This is a genomic window from Curtobacterium sp. MCSS17_015 (assembly GCF_003234265.2).
GTDB lineage: Bacteria > Actinomycetota > Actinomycetes > Actinomycetales > Microbacteriaceae > Curtobacterium.
Map to the genome: position 1 here is coordinate 3,019,424 of NZ_CP126256.1, position 22,114 is coordinate 3,041,537.

The 22,114-nt window shown below is 70.9% G+C and carries 21 protein-coding genes; 4 read left to right on the forward strand and 17 right to left on the reverse strand.

Annotation, left to right across the window (positions count from 1 at the left end):
- Positions 1–4: 4 nt before the first annotated feature.
- The 3 genes from DEJ18_RS14405 to DEJ18_RS14415 are packed head-to-tail and all read right to left on the reverse strand — an operon-like array spanning position 5 to position 2,805.
- Entirely contained in the window at positions 5–838 is an 834-nt protein-coding gene (locus tag DEJ18_RS14405) for an SURF1 family cytochrome oxidase biogenesis protein (protein WP_111210034.1), read from the reverse strand.
- Between the two features lie 5 nt (positions 839–843).
- Complete coding sequence (locus DEJ18_RS14410; protein ID WP_111210033.1) at positions 844–2,271, reverse strand: cation:proton antiporter; 1,428 nt, start codon at positions 2,269–2,271, stop codon at positions 844–846.
- A gap of 3 nt (positions 2,272–2,274) precedes the next feature.
- Entirely contained in the window at positions 2,275–2,805 is a 531-nt protein-coding gene (locus DEJ18_RS14415; protein WP_110824193.1) for a cation:proton antiporter regulatory subunit, read from the reverse strand.
- 119 nt (positions 2,806–2,924) lie between these two features.
- Here DEJ18_RS14415 and DEJ18_RS14420 point away from each other — a divergent pair, with 119 nt between their 5' ends.
- Positions 2,925–3,416: a hypothetical protein gene (locus DEJ18_RS14420; RefSeq protein WP_181434149.1), complete on the forward strand. Its 492-nt coding sequence runs from the start codon at positions 2,925–2,927 to the stop codon at positions 3,414–3,416.
- Between the two features lie 55 nt (positions 3,417–3,471).
- Here DEJ18_RS14420 and DEJ18_RS14425 read toward each other — a convergent pair whose 3' ends face one another.
- The 7 genes from DEJ18_RS14425 to DEJ18_RS14455 all read right to left on the reverse strand — a co-directional run bounded on the left by DEJ18_RS14425 (position 3,472) and on the right by DEJ18_RS14455 (position 11,303).
- Positions 3,472–5,328: a glycerol-3-phosphate dehydrogenase/oxidase gene (locus DEJ18_RS14425; RefSeq protein ID WP_111210145.1), complete on the reverse strand. Its 1,857-nt coding sequence runs from the start codon at positions 5,326–5,328 to the stop codon at positions 3,472–3,474.
- 64 nt (positions 5,329–5,392) lie between these two features.
- Positions 5,393–6,511, reverse strand: a complete 1,119-nt coding sequence (locus DEJ18_RS14430) for a GuaB3 family IMP dehydrogenase-related protein (RefSeq protein WP_111210032.1) — start codon at positions 6,509–6,511, stop codon at positions 5,393–5,395.
- A gap of 82 nt (positions 6,512–6,593) precedes the next feature.
- Entirely contained in the window at positions 6,594–6,806 is a 213-nt protein-coding gene (locus DEJ18_RS14435) for a hypothetical protein (protein WP_111210031.1), read from the reverse strand.
- Positions 6,807–7,106: 300 nt separating this feature from the next.
- Positions 7,107–7,832, reverse strand: coding sequence for an ABC transporter ATP-binding protein (locus DEJ18_RS14440; protein WP_111210144.1), 726 nt, complete (start codon positions 7,830–7,832; stop codon positions 7,107–7,109).
- A gap of 188 nt (positions 7,833–8,020) precedes the next feature.
- The gene (locus DEJ18_RS14445) at positions 8,021–8,983 is read right to left on the reverse strand and encodes an ABC transporter ATP-binding protein (RefSeq protein WP_111210030.1); all 963 of its coding nucleotides are present in this window, start codon (positions 8,981–8,983) and stop codon (positions 8,021–8,023) included.
- Positions 8,976–9,962 (reverse strand): branched-chain amino acid ABC transporter permease, encoded by a 987-nt coding sequence (locus DEJ18_RS14450; protein ID WP_111079954.1) that lies wholly within the window; start codon positions 9,960–9,962, stop codon positions 8,976–8,978. Before DEJ18_RS14450 ends, DEJ18_RS14445 begins: the two co-directional genes overlap by 8 nt.
- A gap of 12 nt (positions 9,963–9,974) precedes the next feature.
- A complete protein-coding gene (locus DEJ18_RS14455) occupies positions 9,975–11,303 on the reverse strand; it encodes a branched-chain amino acid ABC transporter permease (RefSeq protein WP_111210029.1) in 1,329 nt (442 codons plus the stop codon).
- Between the two features lie 362 nt (positions 11,304–11,665).
- Between DEJ18_RS14455 and guaB the strand changes: the two genes are divergently transcribed.
- Positions 11,666–13,168 carry an IMP dehydrogenase gene (gene guaB, locus DEJ18_RS14460; protein ID WP_111210028.1) on the forward strand — a complete coding sequence of 501 codons (1,503 nt, stop codon included), beginning with the start codon at positions 11,666–11,668 and terminating at the stop codon, positions 13,166–13,168.
- A gap of 166 nt (positions 13,169–13,334) precedes the next feature.
- Here the strand turns inward: guaB and DEJ18_RS14465 are convergent, their stop codons facing one another.
- A complete protein-coding gene (locus DEJ18_RS14465) occupies positions 13,335–14,153 on the reverse strand; it encodes an SDR family oxidoreductase (protein WP_111210027.1) in 819 nt (272 codons plus the stop codon).
- 249 nt (positions 14,154–14,402) lie between these two features.
- Here DEJ18_RS14465 and DEJ18_RS14470 point away from each other — a divergent pair, with 249 nt between their 5' ends.
- Positions 14,403–15,740: an ABC transporter substrate-binding protein gene (locus tag DEJ18_RS14470; RefSeq protein WP_111210026.1), complete on the forward strand. Its 1,338-nt coding sequence runs from the start codon at positions 14,403–14,405 to the stop codon at positions 15,738–15,740.
- A gap of 394 nt (positions 15,741–16,134) precedes the next feature.
- Here DEJ18_RS14470 and rarD read toward each other — a convergent pair whose 3' ends face one another.
- The gene (gene rarD / locus DEJ18_RS14475) at positions 16,135–17,088 is read right to left on the reverse strand and encodes an EamA family transporter RarD (RefSeq protein ID WP_111210025.1); all 954 of its coding nucleotides are present in this window, start codon (positions 17,086–17,088) and stop codon (positions 16,135–16,137) included.
- A 124-nt stretch (positions 17,089–17,212) separates the two neighbouring features.
- On the reverse strand, positions 17,213–17,509 hold the full coding sequence (groES, locus tag DEJ18_RS14480) for a co-chaperone GroES (RefSeq protein ID WP_071292506.1): 297 nt from the start codon (positions 17,507–17,509) through the stop codon (positions 17,213–17,215).
- A 157-nt stretch (positions 17,510–17,666) separates the two neighbouring features.
- On the opposite strand from groES, the gene DEJ18_RS14485 reads away from it, so the two are divergent.
- Entirely contained in the window at positions 17,667–18,869 is a 1,203-nt protein-coding gene (locus DEJ18_RS14485) for a class I SAM-dependent methyltransferase (protein WP_111210024.1), read from the forward strand.
- Positions 18,870–18,938: 69 nt separating this feature from the next.
- Here DEJ18_RS14485 and DEJ18_RS14490 read toward each other — a convergent pair whose 3' ends face one another.
- The 4 genes from DEJ18_RS14490 to tsaB all read right to left on the reverse strand — a co-directional run bounded on the left by DEJ18_RS14490 (position 18,939) and on the right by tsaB (position 22,114).
- Positions 18,939–19,802 (reverse strand): DUF4190 domain-containing protein, encoded by an 864-nt coding sequence (locus tag DEJ18_RS14490; protein WP_181434148.1) that lies wholly within the window; start codon positions 19,800–19,802, stop codon positions 18,939–18,941.
- 98 nt (positions 19,803–19,900) lie between these two features.
- On the reverse strand, positions 19,901–20,956 hold the full coding sequence (tsaD, locus tag DEJ18_RS14495; RefSeq protein ID WP_111210022.1) for a tRNA (adenosine(37)-N6)-threonylcarbamoyltransferase complex transferase subunit TsaD: 1,056 nt from the start codon (positions 20,954–20,956) through the stop codon (positions 19,901–19,903).
- A complete protein-coding gene (gene rimI / locus DEJ18_RS14500; protein ID WP_258376874.1) occupies positions 20,943–21,497 on the reverse strand; it encodes a ribosomal protein S18-alanine N-acetyltransferase in 555 nt (184 codons plus the stop codon). The genes tsaD and rimI overlap by 14 nt, the downstream gene beginning before the upstream one ends.
- On the reverse strand, positions 21,494–22,114 hold the full coding sequence (gene tsaB / locus DEJ18_RS14505) for a tRNA (adenosine(37)-N6)-threonylcarbamoyltransferase complex dimerization subunit type 1 TsaB (RefSeq protein WP_111210142.1): 621 nt from the start codon (positions 22,112–22,114) through the stop codon (positions 21,494–21,496). Before tsaB ends, rimI begins: the two co-directional genes overlap by 4 nt.

A 22,114-nucleotide genomic window follows, 5' to 3' on the forward strand; every position in this document is an offset into this window, starting at 1 on the left:
GATCCTACCGGCGACCCGGCTCGGCCCGGGCGTCGTCCACAGCAGCCTCGTCGGAGGGCGTCTCGTCCCCGACGGCGCCACCGGCGGCTGCTTCGGCGGCCTCGCGCTCCTCGTCCTGCTCGCGCTCCCAGGCGTCCTTCACGAAGCGGTACCAGAGGAAGACGGCGAAGCCGGCGAAGACGACCCACTCGACCGCGTAGAACAGGTTGAGCCAGTCGAACTGGACCTCGCGCGTGGGGGCCCGGTCGGCGATGGTGCCGAGGTCGGCGGCATCCGCGACGGCCGCACCGGCGACGACGTACCCGCCGTACATCCGGTCGTCGAACGCCTTCCACGTGTTGACGAACCGGGCCGGCGCGACGGCCGAGTACTCCCCCTCCTCGAAGGAGTCCTGGTCGGGCGACTCCGCCGGGTAGTACCGGCCCTCGACCGTCATGCTCGCGCCGTCCGCCAGGCGGTCGCCCCCGGCGACGGCGGCCGACCGCCGGTCCGACCACCCGATCACGACCGGGAGGCTCGCCCCCGTCGCGTCGTCCACCAGGTGTCCGACGGACTGGTAGGTCCCGCCCCCGCTCCGGCCGGTGAGGACCGTGGTGTCACCGGGGACGAAGCGCCCGGAGACCGTGACCTTCTGCCCCGCGAGCGTCGAGCCCACGGGCTTCTCCGGCGTCGTGACCTCGTCGAGGGAGCGCCGCGTCTCGGTGCCGGCCGGCAGCGGCTTGCCGTTCTCGATGCTCCGCTCGAGCTGCCACTTGCCCAGGGCGGCGAAGACGCCCGCCAGGACCAGCGCCAACAGCAGCAGCGCGATCCACCTCGGACGTCGTGCAACGGCCCACATGCGTGTCAGTACTCCGGATCGCGTGGTCGGACCGGGCGTTCGGGACGCTCGGCGGGGATCTCGATCGACGACGTGCTCGCGCTCACGGGCTCCGGGGTGGCCGGCTGTTCGCGCATCGGCGTCGTCTCCGGTTCCCCATTCTCGCGCTCTTCCCTGCCCGCGGCCTCCACGAGCGCGATCTCCTCGGCGAACCGGCGGTCGCGCTCGGCCTTGCGCTCGGCGGCGGCCTGCGCTGCCGCGAGCTCGCGGCCGCGGAGCTTCCGCACTCGGCCGGGCCGGAGCACGAGTCGCCCGATGCGGTCGGAGTTCACCGCGAGCAGCGGACCGAGCACCGCCATGATGAGGACGTAGAGACCGGCGAAGGCGGTGATGCGCTCCTCGAGTCCGGCCGCCGCGGACAGCGTCGCGAGGATGAGCGCGAACTCGCCCCGGTTGACGAGGATGACCGCGGTGTTGATGCCCTGCTGGACGCTGAAGCCGTTCATCCGGGCGACGAGCTGCCCCGCGACGGCGTTGAGCACGACGGTCATGCCGATGGCAGCGACGACGGGCCAGAGCACCTCGCCGAAGGTCGACACGTCGAGCCCGAGGCCGAAGTTCACGAAGAAGAACGCCGCGAACACGTCGCGCATCGGGAGCGCGAGCTGTTCGATGCGGTCGCGGTAGCGCGTGGCCCCGCAGAGCAGGCCGATCACGAACGCCCCGATGGCGTCGGTCACGCCGAGCAGGTCGCCGATGCCGCCGAACATCACCGCGAGCCCGAAGAACAGCACGGTGAACAGCTCGTCGTCACGGGTCGCGAAGATGCGTGACACCTGCTTGCCGCCCCAGCGCGCCAGGCTGAACATGACGATGAGGAACCCGAACGCGAGCGCGAGCTTCCCGATCACCGCCCAGATGTTCGTGTCGCCGGAGAGCACCACGGAGACGATCGCCAGGTAGACGGCGATGAAGACGTCCTCGATGACGGTGACGCCGAGGATCATCGGTGTCTCGTCGTTCGCCAGGCGCCGGAGCTCGATGAGGAGCTTCGTCACGATGGCGCTCGACGACGTCGCCGTCATCCCCGCGATGATCAGGGCTTCCCGCGTGCCCCATCCGAGTGAGAACCCGAACGCGAACCCGACGCCCATGTTGATGGCGACGTAGGTGCCGCCCGACACGAGGAGCTTGCCGGCGTTGCCGTAGAACTCCTCTTGGTCGAACTCCAACCCGAGGTTGAACAACAGCAGGATGAGCCCGAACGTCGCGATGAGCTCGATCGTGTGGGACTCGACGCTCAGCCCGATCCACGGGGTGTGCGGGCTCGCGATGAGCCCGACCACCATGTAGACCGGGATCGCCGGCAGGCCGATGGTCTTGCCGAGACGTCCGAGGACGTAGGCGATGAGGAACAGGCCGCCGATGGTCAGCAGCTCACCACCCAGGTGCATCCGCTAGCTCCCGGGCGGCGCCTCGGCAGCGGCTGCTGCCAGCTGACCGCTGCGGTAGAAGGAGAACGCCTTCGCGACCTTCTCGGGCGCGCCGGCGACGACGATCGTGTCCCCGGGGAACACGACGAAGTCGGACGAGGGCGCCGGGTTGGCGCTGTCGCCGCGGACCACCGCGACGACCGTCAGGCCGATGAAGCCGGAGTCGTGCAGGTCACCGAGGGGCTTGCCGGCGATGGCGTCGTCGTAGTCGACGCTGAACCAGTCGATGGAGAGGCCGGGGATCTCGTCGAGCTTGTCGAGGCCTTCGGTGATCCGGGTGCCGCCGAGCAGTTCGGCGAGGGTGTGCGCCTCGTCCTCGCTCAGGCGGAGCGAGACCTTCTCGGACTTGTCCGCGCCGTCGGCGACGTCCGCGAACGAGATGAGGTCGGAGTGACCCGACCGGTGCGTGATGACACCGCACTTGCCACCGTCGTCGGTGTAGAAGCTGTGCAGCACGCCGACGCCGGGGAGTTTGACGCGATGGACGTCGACCATGATGGCTCCCTTTCCCAGGACACCCATGCTAACCACCGGCACGACCCGTCCATTCCGTTCTCCACAGGTCATCCCGGCGGTGGACGCGGCGGTCCACCCCGCCTGACCAGGATGGCCGCATGACCGCCAGGACCGTCGTCGCCGTGACCGGTGCGCTCGTCGTCACCGCCTACGCCGCACTGCTCGCCGTGGACGCCCTCGTGCTCGACCCGCTCGCCGCCGTACCCGGGAAGTCGCTCGCGCAGGTCTACGCAGGCATCGACGCGATCGGCATGGACTCCCGGCAGGACGTCGTCGGGGTGCTGGTGACGGCCGGCATCGGGGTCGCCCTCGCGGTGGCGGTCACGGTCATCGCCCTCTGGAAGCGCATGCCTGCACCGGTCATCGCGGTGTGCCACCTCGCTCTGCTCGCACTCGGTGCCGTCGCGACCTTCCAGTCGGGTTTCTTCCTCGGCATGGACGTGGCCGACGCCTTCGGGGTGGCCGGCGGTGCACACGGCCCGTGGGCGGGCCTCCTGTACGGCACCAGCCTGGCGGCCCTGGTCGCGATCCCGGCGGTGCTCGTCGTGACGATGGTGCAGACCCTCCGCCGCGCCCGCGCCGCCGCCTAGCCAGTCGGACGCAGGGCCCGACACCAGCCGGTGCCGGCCCCGCGTCCGTGCCGTCTCAGCTGGGCTCGGTCGTCTTCTCGCCCACGACCTGCTCGTCGTCCGCCGTGGCACCCTCGGCACCGCTCGAGCGGCCACCGCCGACGACGACGTCGTCCTCCTCGAACCCGAACGCGATGTCCGGCGCCTCCAGCCGCACGCGGTCCGCGGACTCGTCGTCGGGCTGCAGCTGCGACTCCCGCTCGGCGGCGACCCGCTTGAGGTAGTTCGACACCTCGTTCTCGGTGGTCTCCTGGTCCCAGCCGAGCACGTCCGCCATGAGCCGCGCGGCCACCGGCGCCGCGGACTCGCCGCGGTCCCAGGCCTCGATGGAGATGCGGGTGCGGCGGGCGAGGACGTCCTCCAGGTGCAGGGCGCCCTCGTGCGAGGCCGCGTACACGACCTCGGCGCCGATGTAGTCGTCGGCACCGGGCAGCGGCTCGGCCAGCGACGGGTCGTCCTGCACGAGCTGGAGCACCTCGGTCGCCAGGGTGCCGTAGCGGTTGAGCAGGTGCTCGATCCGGACCTTGTGCACGCCGAACGTCTTCGCGGTGCGGGCCCGCTTGTTCCACGCAGCCGGGTACCCCTCGGCACCGAGCAGCGGGATGTCCTGCGTCGTCGACTCCGGGATCTTGCCGTCCATCGCGGCGGCGGCCTCGTCGATGGCGTCCTTGCCCATCACGCGGTAGGTGGTCCACTTGCCGCCCGCGACGACGACGAGGCCCGGAGCGGTGTGCGCGACGACGTGCTCGCGGCTGAGCTTCGACGTGGCCTCGGACTCGCCGGCCAGGAGGGGTCGGAGGCCGGCGTAGACGCCCTCGACGTCCTCGCGGGTGAGCGGCACCGCGAGCACCTTGTTGACGTGTTCGAGGATGTAGTCGATGTCCGCCGCGGTCGCCGCCGGGTGCGCCTTGTCGAGGTACCAGTCGGTGTCGGTCGTGCCGATCAGCCAGTGCCGGCCCCACGGGATGACGAACAGGACGCTCTTCTCGGTGCGGAGGATCATGCCCGAGTTCGACTGGAACCGGTCGCGTGGGACGACGAGGTGGACACCCTTCGACGCCCGCACCTTGAACTGCCCGCGGGTGCCGACCATCGCCTGGGTGTCGTCGGTCCAGACACCCGTCGCGTTGACGACCTGCTTCGCCCGGATGTCGAAGTGCTCGCCGGTCTGGATGTCGTGCGCGTGCGCCCCGACCACCCGCTCGCCGACCTTGATGAAGCCCTCGATCCGGATCCGGGAGGCGGCGTGCGCGCCGTACGAGGCGGCGGTGCGCACGAGCGCGGCGACGTAGCGTGCGTCGTCGACCTGCGCGTCGTAGTACGTCATGCCGCCGACGAACGCGTCCTTCTTCAGGGACGGCATCGAGCGGAGCACCTGCGTGCGGGTGAGGTGGCGGTGGTGCGGCACGCCGGGCGGGCGTCCGCCCGACCAGCTGAACACGTCGTACATCGCCATGCCGATGCCGATGTAGAAGCGCTCCCAGACGCGGTGGTTGAGCGGGTACAGGAAGCGGACCGGCTTGACCAGGTGGGGTGCGATGCGCTGCAGCAGCAGGCCGCGTTCGATGAGGGCCTCGCGCACGAGCGTGAAGTTGAGCTGCTCGAGGTACCGGATGCCACCGTGCACGAGCTTCGACGACCGGCTGGACGTCCCCGAACCCCAGTCGCGGGCCTCCACGATGCCGACCGACAGGCCGCGCGTGACGGCGTCCAGCGCAGCACCACCGCCGACGATGCCGCCACCGACGACCAGGACGTCGAGCTCCCTGGTCTTCATGGTCTCGATCGCGGCCTCGCGTTCATCGGGACCGAGCTTCGTCGAGGGGTCGAACCCCGCTGTGCTGGCCGCACCGTTCGTGACCGTCGTTGTCATGCTCGCCTCCGTCGCCGTGCGGCGCCGGAGCGTCACCCGCGGAACGTCCGCGAGCGCACCGCCGTCAGCGGTGGTACGGCGCCACGACCACTTCTACTCGCTGGAACTCCTTGACGTCGGAGTATCCGGTCGTCGCCATCGAGCGACGCAGGGCACCGATGAGGTTCGCGCGGCCGTCCCACGACGGGGTCGGGCCGTTCAGGATGCTCTCGAGCGAACCGATCGTGCCGACCTCGACACGACGGCCACGGGGCAGCTCCGGGTGGTGCGCCTCGGCACCCCAGTGGAAGCCACCGCCGGGGGCTTCCTGGGCGCGCGCCAGCGCGGTGCCGAGCATGACGGCGTCGGCACCCATCGCGATCGCCTTGACGACGTCACCGGCGGTGTCGAGGCCGCCGTCCGCGATGACGTGCACGTACCGGCCGCCGGACTCGTCCATGTAGTCACGACGGGCACCGGCGACGTCCGCGACCGCGGTCGCCATCGGCGCGTGGATGCCGAGCGCGGCACGGGTGGTCGAGGCCGCGCCACCGCCGAAGCCGACGAGCACGCCCGCGGCACCGGTGCGCATGAGGTGCAGGGCCGCCGTGTAGGTGGAGGCACCGCCGACGATCACGGGGACGTCGAGCTCGTAGATGAACTTCTTGAGGTTGAGCGGCTCGGTGTTCTGCGACACGTGCTCGGCGCTCACCGTGGTGCCGCGGATGACGAACAGGTCGACGCCGGCGTCGACGACGGTCTGCGAGAACTCAGCCGTGCGCTGCGGGCTGAGCGACCCGGCGACGGGCACCCCGGCGGCGCGGATCTCGGCCAGGCGGCGGGTGATGAGCTCGGCCTTGACCGGCTCGGCGTAGATCTCCTGCATGCGCTTCGTGACGTTGCCGTCGGTCAGCGTGCGGATCTCGGCCAGGTACGGCTCCGGCTCCTCGTAGCGGGTCCAGAGGCCTTCGAGGTCGAGGACCCCGAGGACGCCGAGACGACCCATCTCGATGACGGTCGCGGGCGAGGCGACGGAGTCCATCGGCGCCGAGAGGATCGGCGACTCGAAGGTGAACGCGTCGATCGACCACTGGACGTTGACGTCACGCGGGTCACGCGTCCGTCGCGAGGGGACCACCGCGATGTCGTCGAACGCGTACGCCCGACGTCCGCGCTTGCCTGCACCGATCTCGACTTCGCTCACCCGCCAACCCTACCGGGCGGGGTGCGCGGGTGGCACGGCCGGACGGTCGGGAGCGGCAGCGGAGTCGATCGACCCGGACCGGTCAGCGCGGGTTACGACGCCGGGGCGGACGATCGCCACGGTTCGTTCGCGTCCGTCGGAGCACCCGGAGCGTCAGCCCCAGGAGCAGCGCCAGCACGACCAACACGACGAGCAGCGCGGCGGCGACCTTCACGAGCAGGGCCGCACCGATGAAGAGGACGACGAACACCACCCACACCAGGGCGTCCGTCGCGCGGTCCGCGAAGCGTTGCACGCTGGAACGGTACCCGACCGGCGGGGCCGGGGCGGGCCTCCCGGCCGTACGGGAGGCCCGGTCGCGGTCGCAGGGGACGCGCCTGTCCGCGGACGGCGCCGCGATGTGCGCGAGACGCCGCCGGATCCCGCGGCGTCTCGGTGACCGCGGGGCGTCTCGGACTGACGGAGGCGTCTCGGACAGACGGGGGCGTCTCCCTGCCGGGTACGAGAGCGGGGCCGTGCGGCGCGCAAGCGCAGCCAGCACGGCCCCGTCCGTCGCGGATGCTGCCCCCACAGCGGCACCCGCGGTGTCGACGCCCTACTTCGTGGCGTCGACGTCCTTCGCGAGCGTCCCGAGGTAGAGCTCGATGACCTTGGGGTCGTCGGCGAGCTCCTTCCCGGTGCCCGAGTAGGCGTTCCGTCCCTGGTCGAGGACGTACCCGCGGTCGCAGATCTGCAGGCACCGGCGCGCGTTCTGCTCGACCATGATCACCGAGACGCCGGCCTTGTTGATGCGGCGGGTGCGGATGAACGTCTCGTCCTGCCGCACCGGCGACAGCCCGGCGCTCGGCTCGTCGAGCAGCAGCACCTTCGGGTCCACCATGAGCGCGCGGGCCATCGCGACCGACTGCCGCTCACCACCGGAGAGCGACCCGGCACGCTGGCCCTTGCGCTGCCCGAGGACGGGGAACAGGTCGTAGATGACCTCGAGCCGCTCGCTGAACTTCTTCGGCCGCAGGTACAGCCCCATCTGGAGGTTCTCCTCGATGGAGAGCGACGGGAAGACGTTGTTCGTCTGCGGGACGAAGCCGACGCCGGCCTGCACGAGCTTGTTCGCCTTGAGGTTCGTGATGTCCTCGCCCTGCAGCGTGACCGATCCCTCGCGGATGTTGACGAGGCCGAACAGCGCCTTGAGGAGCGTCGACTTGCCGGCACCGTTCGGGCCGATGATGCCGATGAGCTCGCCCGGGTAGCAGACCAGGTCGCACCCGTTGAGGATGTTGACGCCCGGCAGGTACCCGGCGACGAGGTTGTCCGCGCGCATGACCGGCTCGCGGTCCTGCACCGCGGTGGCACCGCCGGTCGCGGCACGCGGGGTCGCCGCGGTCGTGCTGCCCGGAGCCGTGCTGCCCGGGGTCGTGCTGCCCGGGGTCGTGCTGCCCGGGGTCAGGGCCACCGCTGCGGGCTCCGCACTGGAGGCCCGGTCCGCGCCGGTGCCGTTCGTCGCGTCCGTCATCGGGTCGCCTTCCCTTCGTCGGCGGCGTCCGCCGCGTCCTCTTCTGCGACCTCGTCGGCGAGCTCCTCGTAGGTCTCCTCGGTGAGGAGCGAGTCGTCACCGAGGTCGGTGTCGTGGTGGGCGCCGAGGTAGGCGTCGATGACGGCCTGGTCGTCCATGACGGTGGCGGCCGGGCCCTCGGCGACGACCTTGCCCTCGGCCATCACGATGACCCAGTCCGAGATGTGCCGGACCATGTGCATGTCGTGCTCGACGAAGAGCACGGTCATGCCGTCGTCGCGGAGGGACTGGATGTGCCCGAGCAGCGACTGGGTCAGCGCCGGGTTCACGCCGGCCATCGGCTCGTCGAGCATGATCATCGTCGGGTCGGACATCAGCGCGCGGGCCATCTCGAGGAGCTTCCGCTGCCCGCCCGAGAGCGACCCGGCGTAGTCGTCCTTCTTCTCGAGGAGCTTGAAGCGGGCGAGGAGGTCCTCGGCCTTCGCGGTGATCTCCTGCTCGCGCTTCTTCCACACGGGCGACACGAGTGCGGCGAAGAAGTTCTCACCGGGCTGGTCCTTCGCGCCGAGCAGCATGTTCTGCATCACGGTCAGGCGGGACAGCGCCTTCGTCAGCTGGAAGGTACGGACCATGCCGGCCCGGGCGACCTTCGCGGCCCCGGTGTTGCCGAGCGTCTTCCCGTTGAACTGCCAACGCGCCTCCTTCCCACTCGTCGGCTTGTCGAAGCCGGTGAGCAGGTTGAAGAACGTGGTCTTGCCGGCGCCGTTCGGGCCGATGAGGGCCGTGATGGCGCCGCGCTGCACCTCGAGGTGGTCGACGTCGACCGCCGTCATGCCGCCGAAGCGCCGGGTGATGTTGTCGACCGTGAGGATGGCGTCCGGCTTCGGCGAGCCGGGGGCGTGCTGCACCGCGGTGAGGGCGGTGGGGACGCCGGGCGTGGTTCCGGTGGTTTCAGACACTGAACGTCAGCTCCTTCTTGTTCCCCAGGAGTCCCTGTGGGCGGAAGACGATGAGGAGCATGAGCGCGACACCGACCAGCACGTAGGAGAACTGCTCGGCCTGCTGGGCGCTCATGATCGAGTTCGGGATGAAGTCACCCGCGAGCGTGCGGATGAAGAGACGGACGACGAAGAACAGGATCGCGCCGAGCACCGGCCCGAACACCGTCGCCGCACCACCGAGGATGAGTGCCGTCCAGATGAAGAAGGTCATCGAGCGGCCCATGGCGTCCGGTTGCACCGAACTCGGCAGGACGTAGATGACCCCGGCCAGGGCACCGAGCGCGCCACCGAAGACGAGCGCCTGCATCTTGTACGAGTAGACGTTCTTGCCGAGGGAGCGGACCGCGTCCTCGTCCTCGCGGATCGCCTTCACGACACGGCCCCACGGGCTGCGCATGAGGAGGAACAGCACGAGGGTGAACAGGGCGACGAGACCCCAGCCGACGATGCGGATCCACCAACCGTTGACGCCGTTGTTCGAGTACGTGAACCACAGGATGGTCGTGGTGCCGTCGGGCAGGAAGCTCAGCGCGTTGAACGGTTCGCGGTAGCTCGAGCCGGTGATGCCGTTCGAGCCACCGGTGGTGTCCGTGAGCAGGCTGGAGCGGCCGACCATGCGGATGATCTCGGCGCCGGAGATCGTCACGATCGCCAGGTAGTCACCGCGCAGCCGCAGGGTCGGGATGCCGAGGATGACCGCGAAGACGATCGCGATGGCCAGGGCGATGAGCACCGCGAGACCGACGGGCAGGCCGTTCGAGATCGAGATCGCGAAGCCGTAGGCGCCGAGCAGCAGGAACGCCGCCTGGCCCATGTTCACCAGACCGGTGAGACCGAAGTGCACGTTGAGGCCGATCGCGGCGAGGGCGAACGCCGCGGTCGTCGGGGCGAGTGCTTCCTGCGTGAGGGAGCTGAGGAGTTGGAGGATGTAGTCCATGCGGGTGCTCCCTTAACCGATCCGCTCGGCACGGCCGAAGATGCCCTGCGGCCGGAACAGCAGGATGAGGATGAGGATGACGAGGGCGGTGGCGTACTTGAAGTCACCGGGCAGCACCAGGTTCGTGAGTTCCACGACGATGCCGATGATCATCGAGCCGACGAGCGCGCCGTACGCGGTCCCGAGACCACCGAGCGTCACCGAGGCGAACATGAGGAGCAGCAGCTGCAGACCGGTCTGCCAGTTGACGCCGTTCAGCACGAGGCCGAGCATCACACCGGACAGGCCCGCGAGGCCGGCGGCGAGGGTCCACACGAACCGGATCACCCGGTCGACGTCGATGCCCGAGGCCGCGGCGAGCGCCGGGTTGTCGGACACGGCGCGGGTCGCCCGACCGAAGCGGGTCTTCGCGAGGAACAGCCCGGTGCCGACGAGCACGACGAGCGCGATGCCCATGGCGACGTAGGACTGCACGGTGAGGGTGATGCCGGCGAAGGTCACGGTCTCGGGGTTGCCCTGCTGGATGCGGACGGTCGAGGCGCCGAAGAAGTACTGGAACGCGTACTGGGCGGCGATCGAGAGGCCGATGGTCACGATCATCAGCTGGGTCAGGCTGATCCGGCGCTTGCGGAGCGGCTTCCAGATGCCCGCGTCCTGCAGGTACCCGGTGGCCGCGCAGAGCAGCACCGTGACGAGGCCGGCGAGCCAGATGTTCCACCCGAGCTGGTTCGCGAAGACGTAGGCGAGGAGCCCGCCGAGGGTGACCTGCTCGCCGTGCGAGAAGCTCGACAGGCCGGTCGTGCCGTAGATCAGCGACAGACCGATCGAGGCGAGGGCGATGAGGAGCCCGAGTCGGATGCCGGAGGCGAACTGCTGCCAGAACCGTGCGGCGGTGACGCTGGTGGCACCGGTGTCGGTGGTCGCGCCCTCCTGGTCGGAGAGCTGGAAGATCGTGCCGGCGTTGGCGTTCAGGTTGCCCTGCACCGTGCGCTCGGCGTCCTCCGCGTCGGTGAGGTACTGCCCCTTCGGCAGTGAGTCCTGGTCGACCTTGACCGTGTAGGACCCGGCTTCCGGGACGCTGACCGACCAGCGGCCGTCGGCGTTCGTCGTCGAGGAGCCGGCGAAGGAACCCGGTCCGGTGACGTCCACGTCGACGCCGTCGGCCGGCTCCCGGTCGGAGTCGAGGATGGTGCCCTGGATGCAGCCGTTCGTGGGGCTGACCACGCAGGGCCCGGTGCTCGCGGGCGCGCTGCTGGCCGACGGGGAGCTGGTCGCCGCGTCGGCCGCGGGCGAGAGTGCCCAGTCGACCGCGAAGGTGGCGAGGAAGGCGAGGAAGAGCACGGCGGCGAGGACCAGGCGACGGCGGCCTGGTGCCCCGCGGCGGAGTCGGCGCGCCAGCGCTGACCCCGGCGGAGTGATGGAACCCACGGATGAGCCTCTCGTTCGGATAGTCGAGGACCCTAGGGATTTTTTGTGTCCCCCGTGTTTCCGGCACGTTCCCTGCACAAATCGTGCCGGAACCGTGATCTTCCTCAGGCGCGTCGATTTGCTTTCCAGCCGAGAGCCTCCCCGTCCGGCCGGTACAGCAGCCGATCGGGACCGCCGGAATGGCGCGCGCGGGCCGCGCGTTACCATGTCCTATCCGGAGCCCACCGCAGCGTCCCGGTGTCTCGACCACTTCACCTCGCTCACGAAGGGGACCCATGGACCAGCCGGATCCGTTCGGATTCATCGGACTCACGTACGACGACGTCATGCTCCTGCCGGGGCACACCGACGTCATCCCGAGCGAGGCGTCCACGGCGTCCCGGCTCACCAAGCGGATCTCGGTCAACGTGCCGCTGCTCTCCGCGGCCATGGACACCGTCACCGAGTCGCGGATGGCGGTCGCGATGGCGCGCCAGGGTGGCATCGGGATCCTGCACCGCAACATGTCCATCGAGGACCAGGCCGCCTACGTCGACAAGGTGAAGCGCTCGGAGTCGGGCATGATCACCAACCCGGTGACCACCACCCCGGACGCCACCGTCGCCGACGTCGACGCGCTCTGCGGGCAGTTCCGCGTCTCCGGGCTGCCGGTCGTCGAGGCTGACGGCACGCTCGTGGGCATCATCACCAACCGCGACATGCGCTTCGTCGCACCGTTCGAGATGTCCAGCACGCTCGTCCGTGACGTCATGACGAAGGCCCCGCTCATCACGGCACTCGAGGGCATCGACCCCGAAGAGGCGATCGCCATCTTCGCGCAGCACAAGATCGAGAAGCTGCCGCTGGTGGACGTCGACGGCAAGCTCCGCGGGCTCATCACCGTCAAGGACTTCGACAAGAGCGAGAAGTACCCGGACGCCACGAAGGACGAGGAGGGCCGGCTGCGCGTCGGTGCCGCCATCGGCTTCTTCGGGGACGCCTGGCAGCGCGCCGAGGCCCTCCGCGACGCCGGGGTCGACGTGCTCGTCGTCGACACCGCGAACGGCGAGAGCGAAGGCGTGCTCGACATGGTCCGCCGCATCAAGGCCGACTCGTCGTTCGACGGCATCGACGTCATCGGCGGCAACGTCGCGACCCGTGCCGGTGCGCAGGCGCTCATCGACGCCGGTGTGGACGCCGTCAAGGTCGGCGTCGGTCCGGGCTCGATCTGCACCACCCGCGTCGTCGCCGGTGTCGGCGTGCCGCAGGTGACCGCCGTGTACGAGGCCTCACTCGCCGCACGCGAAGCCGGTGTCCCGGTCATCGCCGACGGCGGCCTGCAGTACTCGGGTGACATCGCGAAGGCCCTGGTCGCCGGTGCGGACACCGTGATGCTCGGCTCCCTGCTGGCCGGCACGGACGAGTCCCCGGGCGACCTGGTGTTCGTCGGCGGCAAGCAGTTCAAGGCGTACCGCGGGATGGGCTCCCTCGGGGCGCTGCAGACCCGCGGCAAGAAGACCTCGTACTCGAAGGACCGCTACTTCCAGGCGGACGTCCCCTCGGACGAGAAGCTCATCCCCGAGGGCATCGAGGGCCAGGTGCCCTACCGCGGCTCGGTCGGCAACGTCGTGTACCAGCTCGTCGGCGGCCTCCGGCAGTCGATGTTCTACGTCGGCGGCCGGACGGTCCCGGAGCTCAAGGCCCGCGGCAAGTTCGTCCGCATCACCGCGGCCGGGCTGAAGGAGTCGCACCCGCACGACGTCCAGATGGTCGTCGAGGCGCCGAACTACCGCGGCTAGCGGGCTGGGCTCTGGAGACGCCGCCAGGTGAGCTCCCCCTTCCCGTTCGCGAGACAACGCGGAACACCGCCGACCGCTCGAGACGCCGCCGGGTTCGGCGCGTCTCGAGCGGTCGGCGGCGTCTCGAGGAGACGGCCGCCTCTCAGGCGACTGGCCAGCGCGAGGGCTACGCGCTCCGCCAGTCGTTCGAGGTGATGTGGCTGCCGCCGTGCGGGCCCATCTGGAGCATGCCGCCGTCGACGGGCAGCGAGACACCCGTGATGTACGACGACGCGGGCGAGGCCAGGAACGCCACCGCGGCGGCGATCTCCCACGCGTTGCCCGGACGGCCGAGCGGCACGCCGGGTCGGTCGATGGTGTGCGGGTCCTCGTCCTCGGCGCCGGTCATCCGCGTCGCGATCTCGCCCGGTGCGACGGCGTTCGCGGTGATGCCGTGCTCGGCGAGCTCGATCGCGATGGTCTTCAGCAGTCCGCCGAGCCCGTGCTTCGCGGCGTCGTAGGCGCTCGAGCCGTAGCGGGGGTGGTGCTCGTGCACGCTCGTGATGCCGATGATCCGGCCACCGGTGCCCTGCGCGACCATGCGTCGGGCCGCGGCCTGGATCGTGACGAAGGCGCCGTCGAGGTCGGTCGCGACCGTGTGACGCCACTGGTCGAGCGTGATGTCGAGGAACGGTGCGTTGTCGCCCGTCCCGGCGTCGGCGACGATCACGTCCACGCCGCCGAGCTGCTCGGCGATCCGCTCGATGACGGCACCGGCCCCGGCGAGGTCGGTGACGTCGATCTGCTCGACGACGACCTTCCGCCCGAGGCCGCGGATCTCCTCCGCGGTCTCCTCGGCGCGCTCGGGCTCGGACAGGTAGGTGATGCCGACGTCCATGCCGGCGGTCGCGAGCGCGACGGCGGTGGCGCGGCCGATGCCGGATTCTGCGCCGGTGACGATGGCCCTGGTGGGCTGGAACACGGTGGTCGAGGATGTGTCGCTCATGCCTGCGGAACGTACGCCGGACCTCCAGGGCGCCCGTCCGGAACCGCGGAGACCGTCCAGACGGACTCCTGATCAGGGCTTCCCGTACGTCCGTTCAGAAGTGTCACGGGTATGTAACGAAACACCCAGGTGTGTCCTTCCGTCACACGGGCGAAACACATCGACCCTAGTTTTCTCTCCAATCCCACGCGGAGACGCCGCGCTCGACCCGATGCGGTAGGGCCTCCGCGCAGAGAAAGGGTTCCACGGATGATCAGAACCACCCGCGCCACCACGGCGCTGGCACTGGCGGGAGCGGCCGCGGTGCTCCTCGTCGGCTGCTCCACCTCGAGCAACGCCGGTGACGGCGGATCCGAGTCGGCCAAGGCCGGCGGCGCGAAGAAGGACCCGGCCGCGAGCTGCGAGGCCCCCTCGTCGCCCAGCACCGACCCGCTGAAGATCGGCACGATCCTGCCGCTGACCGGATCGCTCGCCTACCTCAACCCGCCGGCCGAGTCCGGCGTCGGCCTCGCCGTCGAGGACATCAACGCGGCGGGCGGTGTGCTCGACGAGGACGTCACCATCGACCCCGCCACCGACTCCGGTGACAGCAACGACATGACCGTGTCGAGCTCGGCCGCCACCAAGCTCGTCGACGCGAAGGTCCCGGTCGTCATCGGCGCCGAGTCGTCCTCCGTCACGCTCAACGTGATCGACCAGCTCACGAGCAACTGCATGGTGCAGATCTCGCCGGCGAACACGGCGACCGACCTGTCCGGCTACTCGTCGCACTACTACCGCACCGCTCCGCCGGACTCGGTCCAGGGTTCCGCGCTGGGCCAGCTCGTCACGGGCGACGGCAACGCCAAGGTCGCGTTCCTCGTCTTCAACGACACGTACGGCACGGGCCTGCGCAACTCCGTCCAGGAAGCCGTCGAGTCCGCCGGTGGCCAGGTCGTCTACGGCGCCAAGGGCAAGGGCCAGGAGTTCCCGCCCGGACAGACCACGTTCTCGTCCGAGGTGACCGCGGCGCTCGCCACCGAGCCCGACGCGATCGTCGTGCTCGCGTTCGACGAGACGAAGTCGATCATCCCCGAGCTCGTCTCGCAGGGGAACAAGGCGAAGATCTACATGTCCGACGGCAACACGGCGGACTACTCGAAGGACTTCGACAAGGGCACCCTCGAGGGCGCACAGGGGACCATTCCCGGTGCCAGCCCGAAGGACGACCTGAAGAAGCGCCTCGTCGACTTCTACAAGAAGTCCTCGAACAAGGACCTCGCCGACTTCTCGTACGCTGCTGAGTCCTACGACGCCACCACCCTCGCCGCCCTCGCCGCGGTGAAGGGCAAGGGCACCGACTCCGGCACGATCCAGGCCAACATGGCTGCGGTCTCCGGGGCGGACGGCGGCACCGAGTGCTCGACGTTCAAGGACTGCAAGGACCTCCTCGACGAGGGTGAGGACATCCACTACACCGGCCCGTCCGGCATCGGTCCGTTCGACAGCAAGAACGACCCGTCGAGCGCCTACATCGGCATCTACAAGTTCGACGGCGACAACAAGCCCGTCTACCAGAGCGCCATCCAGGGCTCGGTCTCGAAGTAACACCCCGCACGATTGACGGCCCCCGGGAGCAGCTGCTCCCGGGGGCCGTTCGCGTGGGCGGACGCCGACGGCCTGTGCGGCGCCGTCGGGGCGGCGCAACGTGCCGTCGGGGCGGCGCAACGTGGCATCGGGGCGGCGCAGCCCGCGGCCGGGCGGTGGCGGACGGCAGGCTGATGGCGGGGGGCCGAGACGCCGGTGTCAGCGGGAGACGCCGCGAAGCGACCGAGACGCCGCCGATGGTGGCGGCGTCGCGCCATGGGAGCGGCGTCGCGCGCAGACGGGCGTGTCTCGCGCGCGTGGGGCGTCGAGGGGACCGCGACGCCGCACGCAGACGGGTGCGTCTCGCCCACACCCGGCGGGCACCGGCCGGGAGGCCCGCTCCGCCCCCGTCAGCTCAGGCCGGCTCGGGGACGACGTCACGTCGCGCACCTCGCCGCGCTGCGGTGAACGAGTCCACCGTGAGCACCACGAGCGCCAGCCAGACGATCCCGAATCCCACCCACCGCGAGGCCGACATCGGCTCGTGCTGGACGAGCACGCCCACGAGCAGCTGCATGACCGGTGCGAGGTACTGCGTCAACCCGAGCGTCGACAGGCTCACGCGCCGCGCCGAGGACGCGAAGAGCAGCAGCGGCACCGCCGTCGCCGGCCCGGTCAGCACCGTGACGAGGGCGTGCGGCCAGCCCTCGCTCGTGAAGGTCACCCCACCGCCGAGCCCGGTGACCCCGAGCACCACGAGGGTGCCGACGGCGAGGGGCAGCAGCCACACCGTCTCGATCGTCAGCCCGCTGAGGGCGTCGACCGTGCCCCCGACGCGCTTCTTCACCAGGCCGTACGAGCCGAACGAGAACGCCAGCACGAGCGCGATCCACGGCATCTGCCCGTAGCCGACCGCGATGACGACGACGGCCAGGACGCTGATCCCCACCGCGGTCCACTGCAGCGGACGCAGGCGTTCGCGGAGGACCAGGACGCCGAGGGCGATCGTGACGAGCGGGTTGATGAAGTACCCGAGGGCCGCCTCGACCGTGTGGCCCGTCGTCGTCGCGAGCACGTACACGGTCCAGTTCACCAGGATGAGCCCGGCAGCGACCCCCATCACGCCCATCACCCGGGGCTGCACGAGCAGGGACCGGGTACGGAGCCACGACCGGGTCGCCAGGATCGCCACGGCGCAGAACACCAGGCCGAAGACGATGCGCCACGACACGATCTCGAACGCGGCGGCGGGGGCCATGGCCGCGAAGAGCAACGGCATGAGCCCCCAGAGCCCGTACGCCACGAGCGCCTGCACCACACCGACGGACGCCTCGCTCCGCGCTGGGCGCTGGGGAATCGGTTCACTCACGGAACCATCCTAGGAAGGCGGGCCGACGGACGCGCCCGAACCCGGGCCTCCCGGCGGTCTGCGGTGATCCCGGAACGACGAACGCCCCGCCGGCCAGGCCGACGGGGCGTTCGTGGAGCGGGTGTCAGTGCTCGATGACCGCGAGGACGTCGCGGGCCGAGAGGACGAGGAGGTCCTCACCGGAGTACTTGACCTCGGTGCCGCCGTACTTGGAGTAGATGACCTTGTCGCCGACGGCGACGTCGAGCGGCACGCGGTTGCCGTTGTCGTCGATGCGGCCCGGGCCCACGGCGACGACCTCGCCCTCCTGGGGCTTCTCCTTCGCGGTGTCCGGGATGACCAGACCCGACGCGGTGGTCTGCTCCGCCTCGACCTGGCGGATGACGATGCGATCTTCGAGCGGCTTGATGCTGACGGCCACGGTGACCTCTTCTTTCTCGGTACGTGTTCGGTACTGACGAAAACCGGGTTGGCACTTCCCTCGGGAGAGTGCCAACCCCAACTGTAGGACGTCACTGGCACTCGGTCAATCCGAGTGCCAGCGCGCCGCGCACTGCCCCACCTGGGAGGATCGGGGCATGGACGCCGCCGAACTGACCCAGCTGCTGACCCCGGCGGGGATGGACCTGCTCGACCGTACGCCGTCCGTCTCGGACGGCGGCGAGATCGTCCGGGTGGTCTCACGTCTGCGGGCCGAGGGCCACGACCCGGCGCTCGTCGCGGCGGTCCTCACCCAGGCGAAGCTCCGGCAGAAGGCCCGCGGCAAGTTCGGTGACTTCGCCGCGCGCATGCTCTTCACCGCCGCCGGGCTCGAGCAGGCGACCCGACTGCAGGTCGCCGCGCAGCACGCCGGGCGGTTCGCCGCCGCCGGCCTGACCCGTGTCGCCGACCTCGGCTGCGGGATCGGCGGGGACGCGCTCGCGATGGCGGCGCTCGACCTCGACGTCACCGCCGTCGACCGGGACGAGGTGACGGCTGCCGTCGCGACGCACAACCTCGCGCCGTGGCCGAACGCCCGCGTCGAGCTCGGCGACGCCGCTACGTTCGACATCACCTCCGTGGACGGGGTCTGGATGGACCCGGCCCGCCGGACCAGCGGGCACTCGGACACTCGACGACTCGCCGACCCGGACGACTGGTCGCCCTCGCTCGACACGGTGTTCGCGGCGGCGACGACCACCCCGACCGGCGTCAAGCTCGGCCCGGGCATCGACCGCGACCTGATCCCCGACACCGCTGAGGCGCAGTGGACGTCGGTCGACCGGGAGGTCGTCGAACTCGCCCTGTGGTTCGGCCCGCTCGCCCGTCCGGGCGTCCGGCGCGCGGCGACCGTCATCGGCACCCACGGCATCGCCGAACTGACGGGGGCCGCCGACGCCGAGGACGTCGAGGTCGGGTCGCTCGGGGCGTACCTCTACGAGCCCGACGGGGCCGTCATCCGCGCCCGGTTGATCGGGGACCTGGCGCGGTCGATCGACGGGCGCATGCTCTCCGAGGGCATCGCCTACGTGACGAGCGACCGGGCGGTCGTGACGCCGTTCGCGCAGGGGTTCCGCGTCCTCGACACGATGCCGCTCGACGTGAAGCGCCTCGCCGCCCGGCTGGCGGCCGACGACATCGGCACGGTCGAGATCAAGAAGCGCGGCGTCGACGTGGACCCGGCCGAGTTCCGCAAGCGCCTGCGCCTGCGGGGCCGCGGTCGCGTCACGCTCGTGCTCACCAGACTGGAGGGTCGCCACACGGCCGTCCTGTGCGAGCGGCTGGACGACGTGACCGGCTGAGACGACGAACGGGCACCGCCGTCCTGGCGGTGCCCGTTCGTCGAGGCGGAACCGCCCCGGTGCTGCCGGTCAGGCGATGAGCGCGCTGGCGCCGGAGGTGTCGTACCCGTCGTAGCCGTCGTAGCCGTAGCCGCCCGACCCCGGGTTCTGTGAGGCGAACACGACGAACGAGATGAACAGGATGACGCCGAGCAGGGAGATCGCCGTCAGGATCCAGCCGCCGATGACACCGGCCAGCGCGAGACCGCGGCCCTGCTCCCCGGTCTGTCGGATGCGACCGAGGGCGATGTGGCCCATGATCGCGCCGGCCGGGCTGGTGAGGACCGTGAGTGGTCCGAAGACGAGTCCACCGAAGGCGAAGACGATCGACAGGATCGCGAGGGCGCTCGTCCTGCGCGGCTGTCCGTAGGGGTTCTGGCTCGTGGCGGCGTACGGGTTGTACGCGGCTGCGCCCTGTTGGCCGTACTGCTGCTGGCTGTACTGCTGCTGGTTCGAGGAGGGCTTCTGCGACCCGTACTGGCCCTGCTGGGCGTAGGCCCCGGGCTGCGGGTACGCGCTCTGCCCGGACTGCCGCCCGTACGGGTCCTGCGAGCCCCACGAGGTCGGTGTCCCGTACTGACCCGACTGCCCGGAGGTCGCCTGCGAGCCGTACTGACCGGCGGCACCGTACTGCCCCGCCGACCCGTACTGGCCGGGCGTCGCGTACGGGCTCTGCTGTCCGGGCGAGGAGGCCCCACCGCTGCGGTCCCCCACGGGGTCCGTGACGCCCTGCGCCGCCGAACCCTGCCCAGAGGACGCGAACGGGTCGCGCGTCACCGGCTCGTGCGCACGGTCCGGATCGGCAGGCGTCGCAGCCGACGCCTGACCCGACGTCTGGTCGGACACCTGGTCCGGCGTCTCGTCCGGCGTCGATCGGTCGTTCTGGTCGGACACGTTGCACCCCTCCCGGCGACCGGGCGGCCACCGGCACCGATCCTCCCACACGGCTCCCGGGACCGTTCAGGAGCGGGACCGGGCGGGGTCGTGCCCGGTCAGACCTGGACGGTCGTCACCGGCAGGGTCGAGTCGGCCGCGATGCCGAGGTCGCTCGGGGCGTGCCCCTCGGCGACGAGCCGGGCCCCGACCGCCGCGATCATCGCCCCGTTGTCGGTGCAGAGGTCGAACGGCGGGATCCGCAACGCCACCCCGGCTGCCGCGCATCGCTCCTCGGCCACCTGCCGCAGCCGGGCGTTCGCGACGACCCCGCCGCCGAGCAGCATCCGGTCGACGCCGGTGTCCCGGCACGCGGCCAACGCCTTGGTCAGCAGGACGTCGACCACGGCCTCGCGGAAGCTCGCGGCGACGTCGGCGACGGGCACCTCGCGCCCCTCGTCGCGGCAGCGTTCGACCCAGCGGGCCACGGCGGTCTTCAGCCCGGAGAACGAGAAGTCGTACCGGTGTGCCGCCATGTCCTTCGGCAGCGTCAGGCCCCGGGGGAACCGGATGGCCGTCGGATCGCCCTCGGCTGCCGCACGGTCGATCTGGGGCCCGCCGGGGTACGGCAGGCCGAGGAGCCGCGCCACCTTGTCGAACGCCTCACCCGCGGCGTCGTCGATGGTCTCGCCGAGCAGCTCGACGTCGCCGACCAGGTCGCGCACGAGGAGCAACGACGTGTGCCCGCCGGAGACGAGCAACGCCACGGTCGGGAGTTCGATCTCGGAGCCGTCGGTGCGCAGGACGTCCGCACCGACGTGTCCGACCAGGTGGTTCACGCCGTACAGGGGCTTGCCCGTCGCCACGGCGAGCGCCTTCGCGGCGCCGACACCGACCATGAGCGCGCCGGCGAGCCCCGGGCCCGCGGTCACCGCGACGGCGTCGAGCTCGTCGAGGGTCACCCCGGCCTGCTCGAGCGCCTGGTGCAGGGTCGGTGTCATCGCCTCGAGGTGTGCCCGCGCGGCGACCTCGGGCACGACGCCGCCGTAGCGGGCGTGCTCGTCCATGCTCGACGCGATGACGTTGGCGAGCAGGGTGGTCCCGCGCACGATGCCGACGCCGGTCTCGTCGCAGCTCGTCTCGATGCCGAGCACCAGTGGTTCAGCCGCGGTCATCGAGCGCCTCCTGTCCGATCGGGCCGGGTCCGCGTCGGGGTCCGGGCTCCGCGTCCGCCCCGAGCTCGGCTCGCATCACCCACGCGTCGACCCCGTCCGGCTGGTAGTACCGCGGCCGGGTGGCGATGTGCTCGAACCCGAACCCGGTGTACATCGTCTGCGCCACCGGGTTGTCCGCGCGGACCTCGAGGAACACCTCGTGCACCCCGCGGCGACGCGCCTCGTCGAGGAGCTCCGTGAACAGCACCCGGCCGAGGCCCTTGCCACGTTGGTCGGCCGCGACCGCGATGGTCTGCACGTCCGCGACCGGGTTGCCGGGCAGCGAGGACAGCCCCGCGTACCCGACGACCGTCGGCGCCGCGCCCTCGCCGGTCGTCTCGACGACGACGTAGTACCCGTGCGGGGAGTGCAGCTCACCGGACATCTGCGAGGCCGACCAGGCGTCGGTCGGGAACGAGACGTGCTCGAGCCACATGACGTCGTCGAGGTCCTGCGGGTGCGCGCGACGGAGCCGCAGTCCGTCGGGCAGCACGGCGGTCACCGAGCCACCCGCTTCGGCGCTCCCGGCATCGTCACGTCGGGTTCGCGCAGGTAGACCGGGGTGTCAGCGGCCATGGGCGCGCCGGAGGCGAGCCGATCCGCGGCGAGCGCCCCGAGCCTCCCGGCCGGGATGGTCGCGGCCGTCACGCGCCGCCAGTCGACGGCCTCTGGACGGGAGGCCCGCAGCACGTCGTCCAGGTCCGCCGGCTTCGCGAGTCCCGGCCCCGCGACGCGTGCGCCGGAGGCGTCGTAGGCGCTCCAGGCGACCTCGCGACGGCGGGCGTCGGTGAGGACGACGAGCGGCCCGGGCTCCCCCGCGGCGACCGCGTCGTGGCTGACGACGGGGAGGAACGGGACGGCGCGCGCGGCGGCGAAGGTGCGGGCGGCGGCGATGCCGACCCGGAGGCCGGTGAAGGGGCCGGGGCCCATGCCGGCGACGACGCCCGTGACGTCGGCCGGGGCGAGGTCGGCGGCGCGCAGGACCTCGTCGAGGAACGGGCCGATCACCTCGGCGTGCCGACGGGTGTCGTCGGTCTCGCGCTCGGCGAGGACCTGGCGGGTCGTCGGGTCGACGACGGCGACGGAGGTCCCGGCGGAGGTGTCGATCGCGAGCAGCAC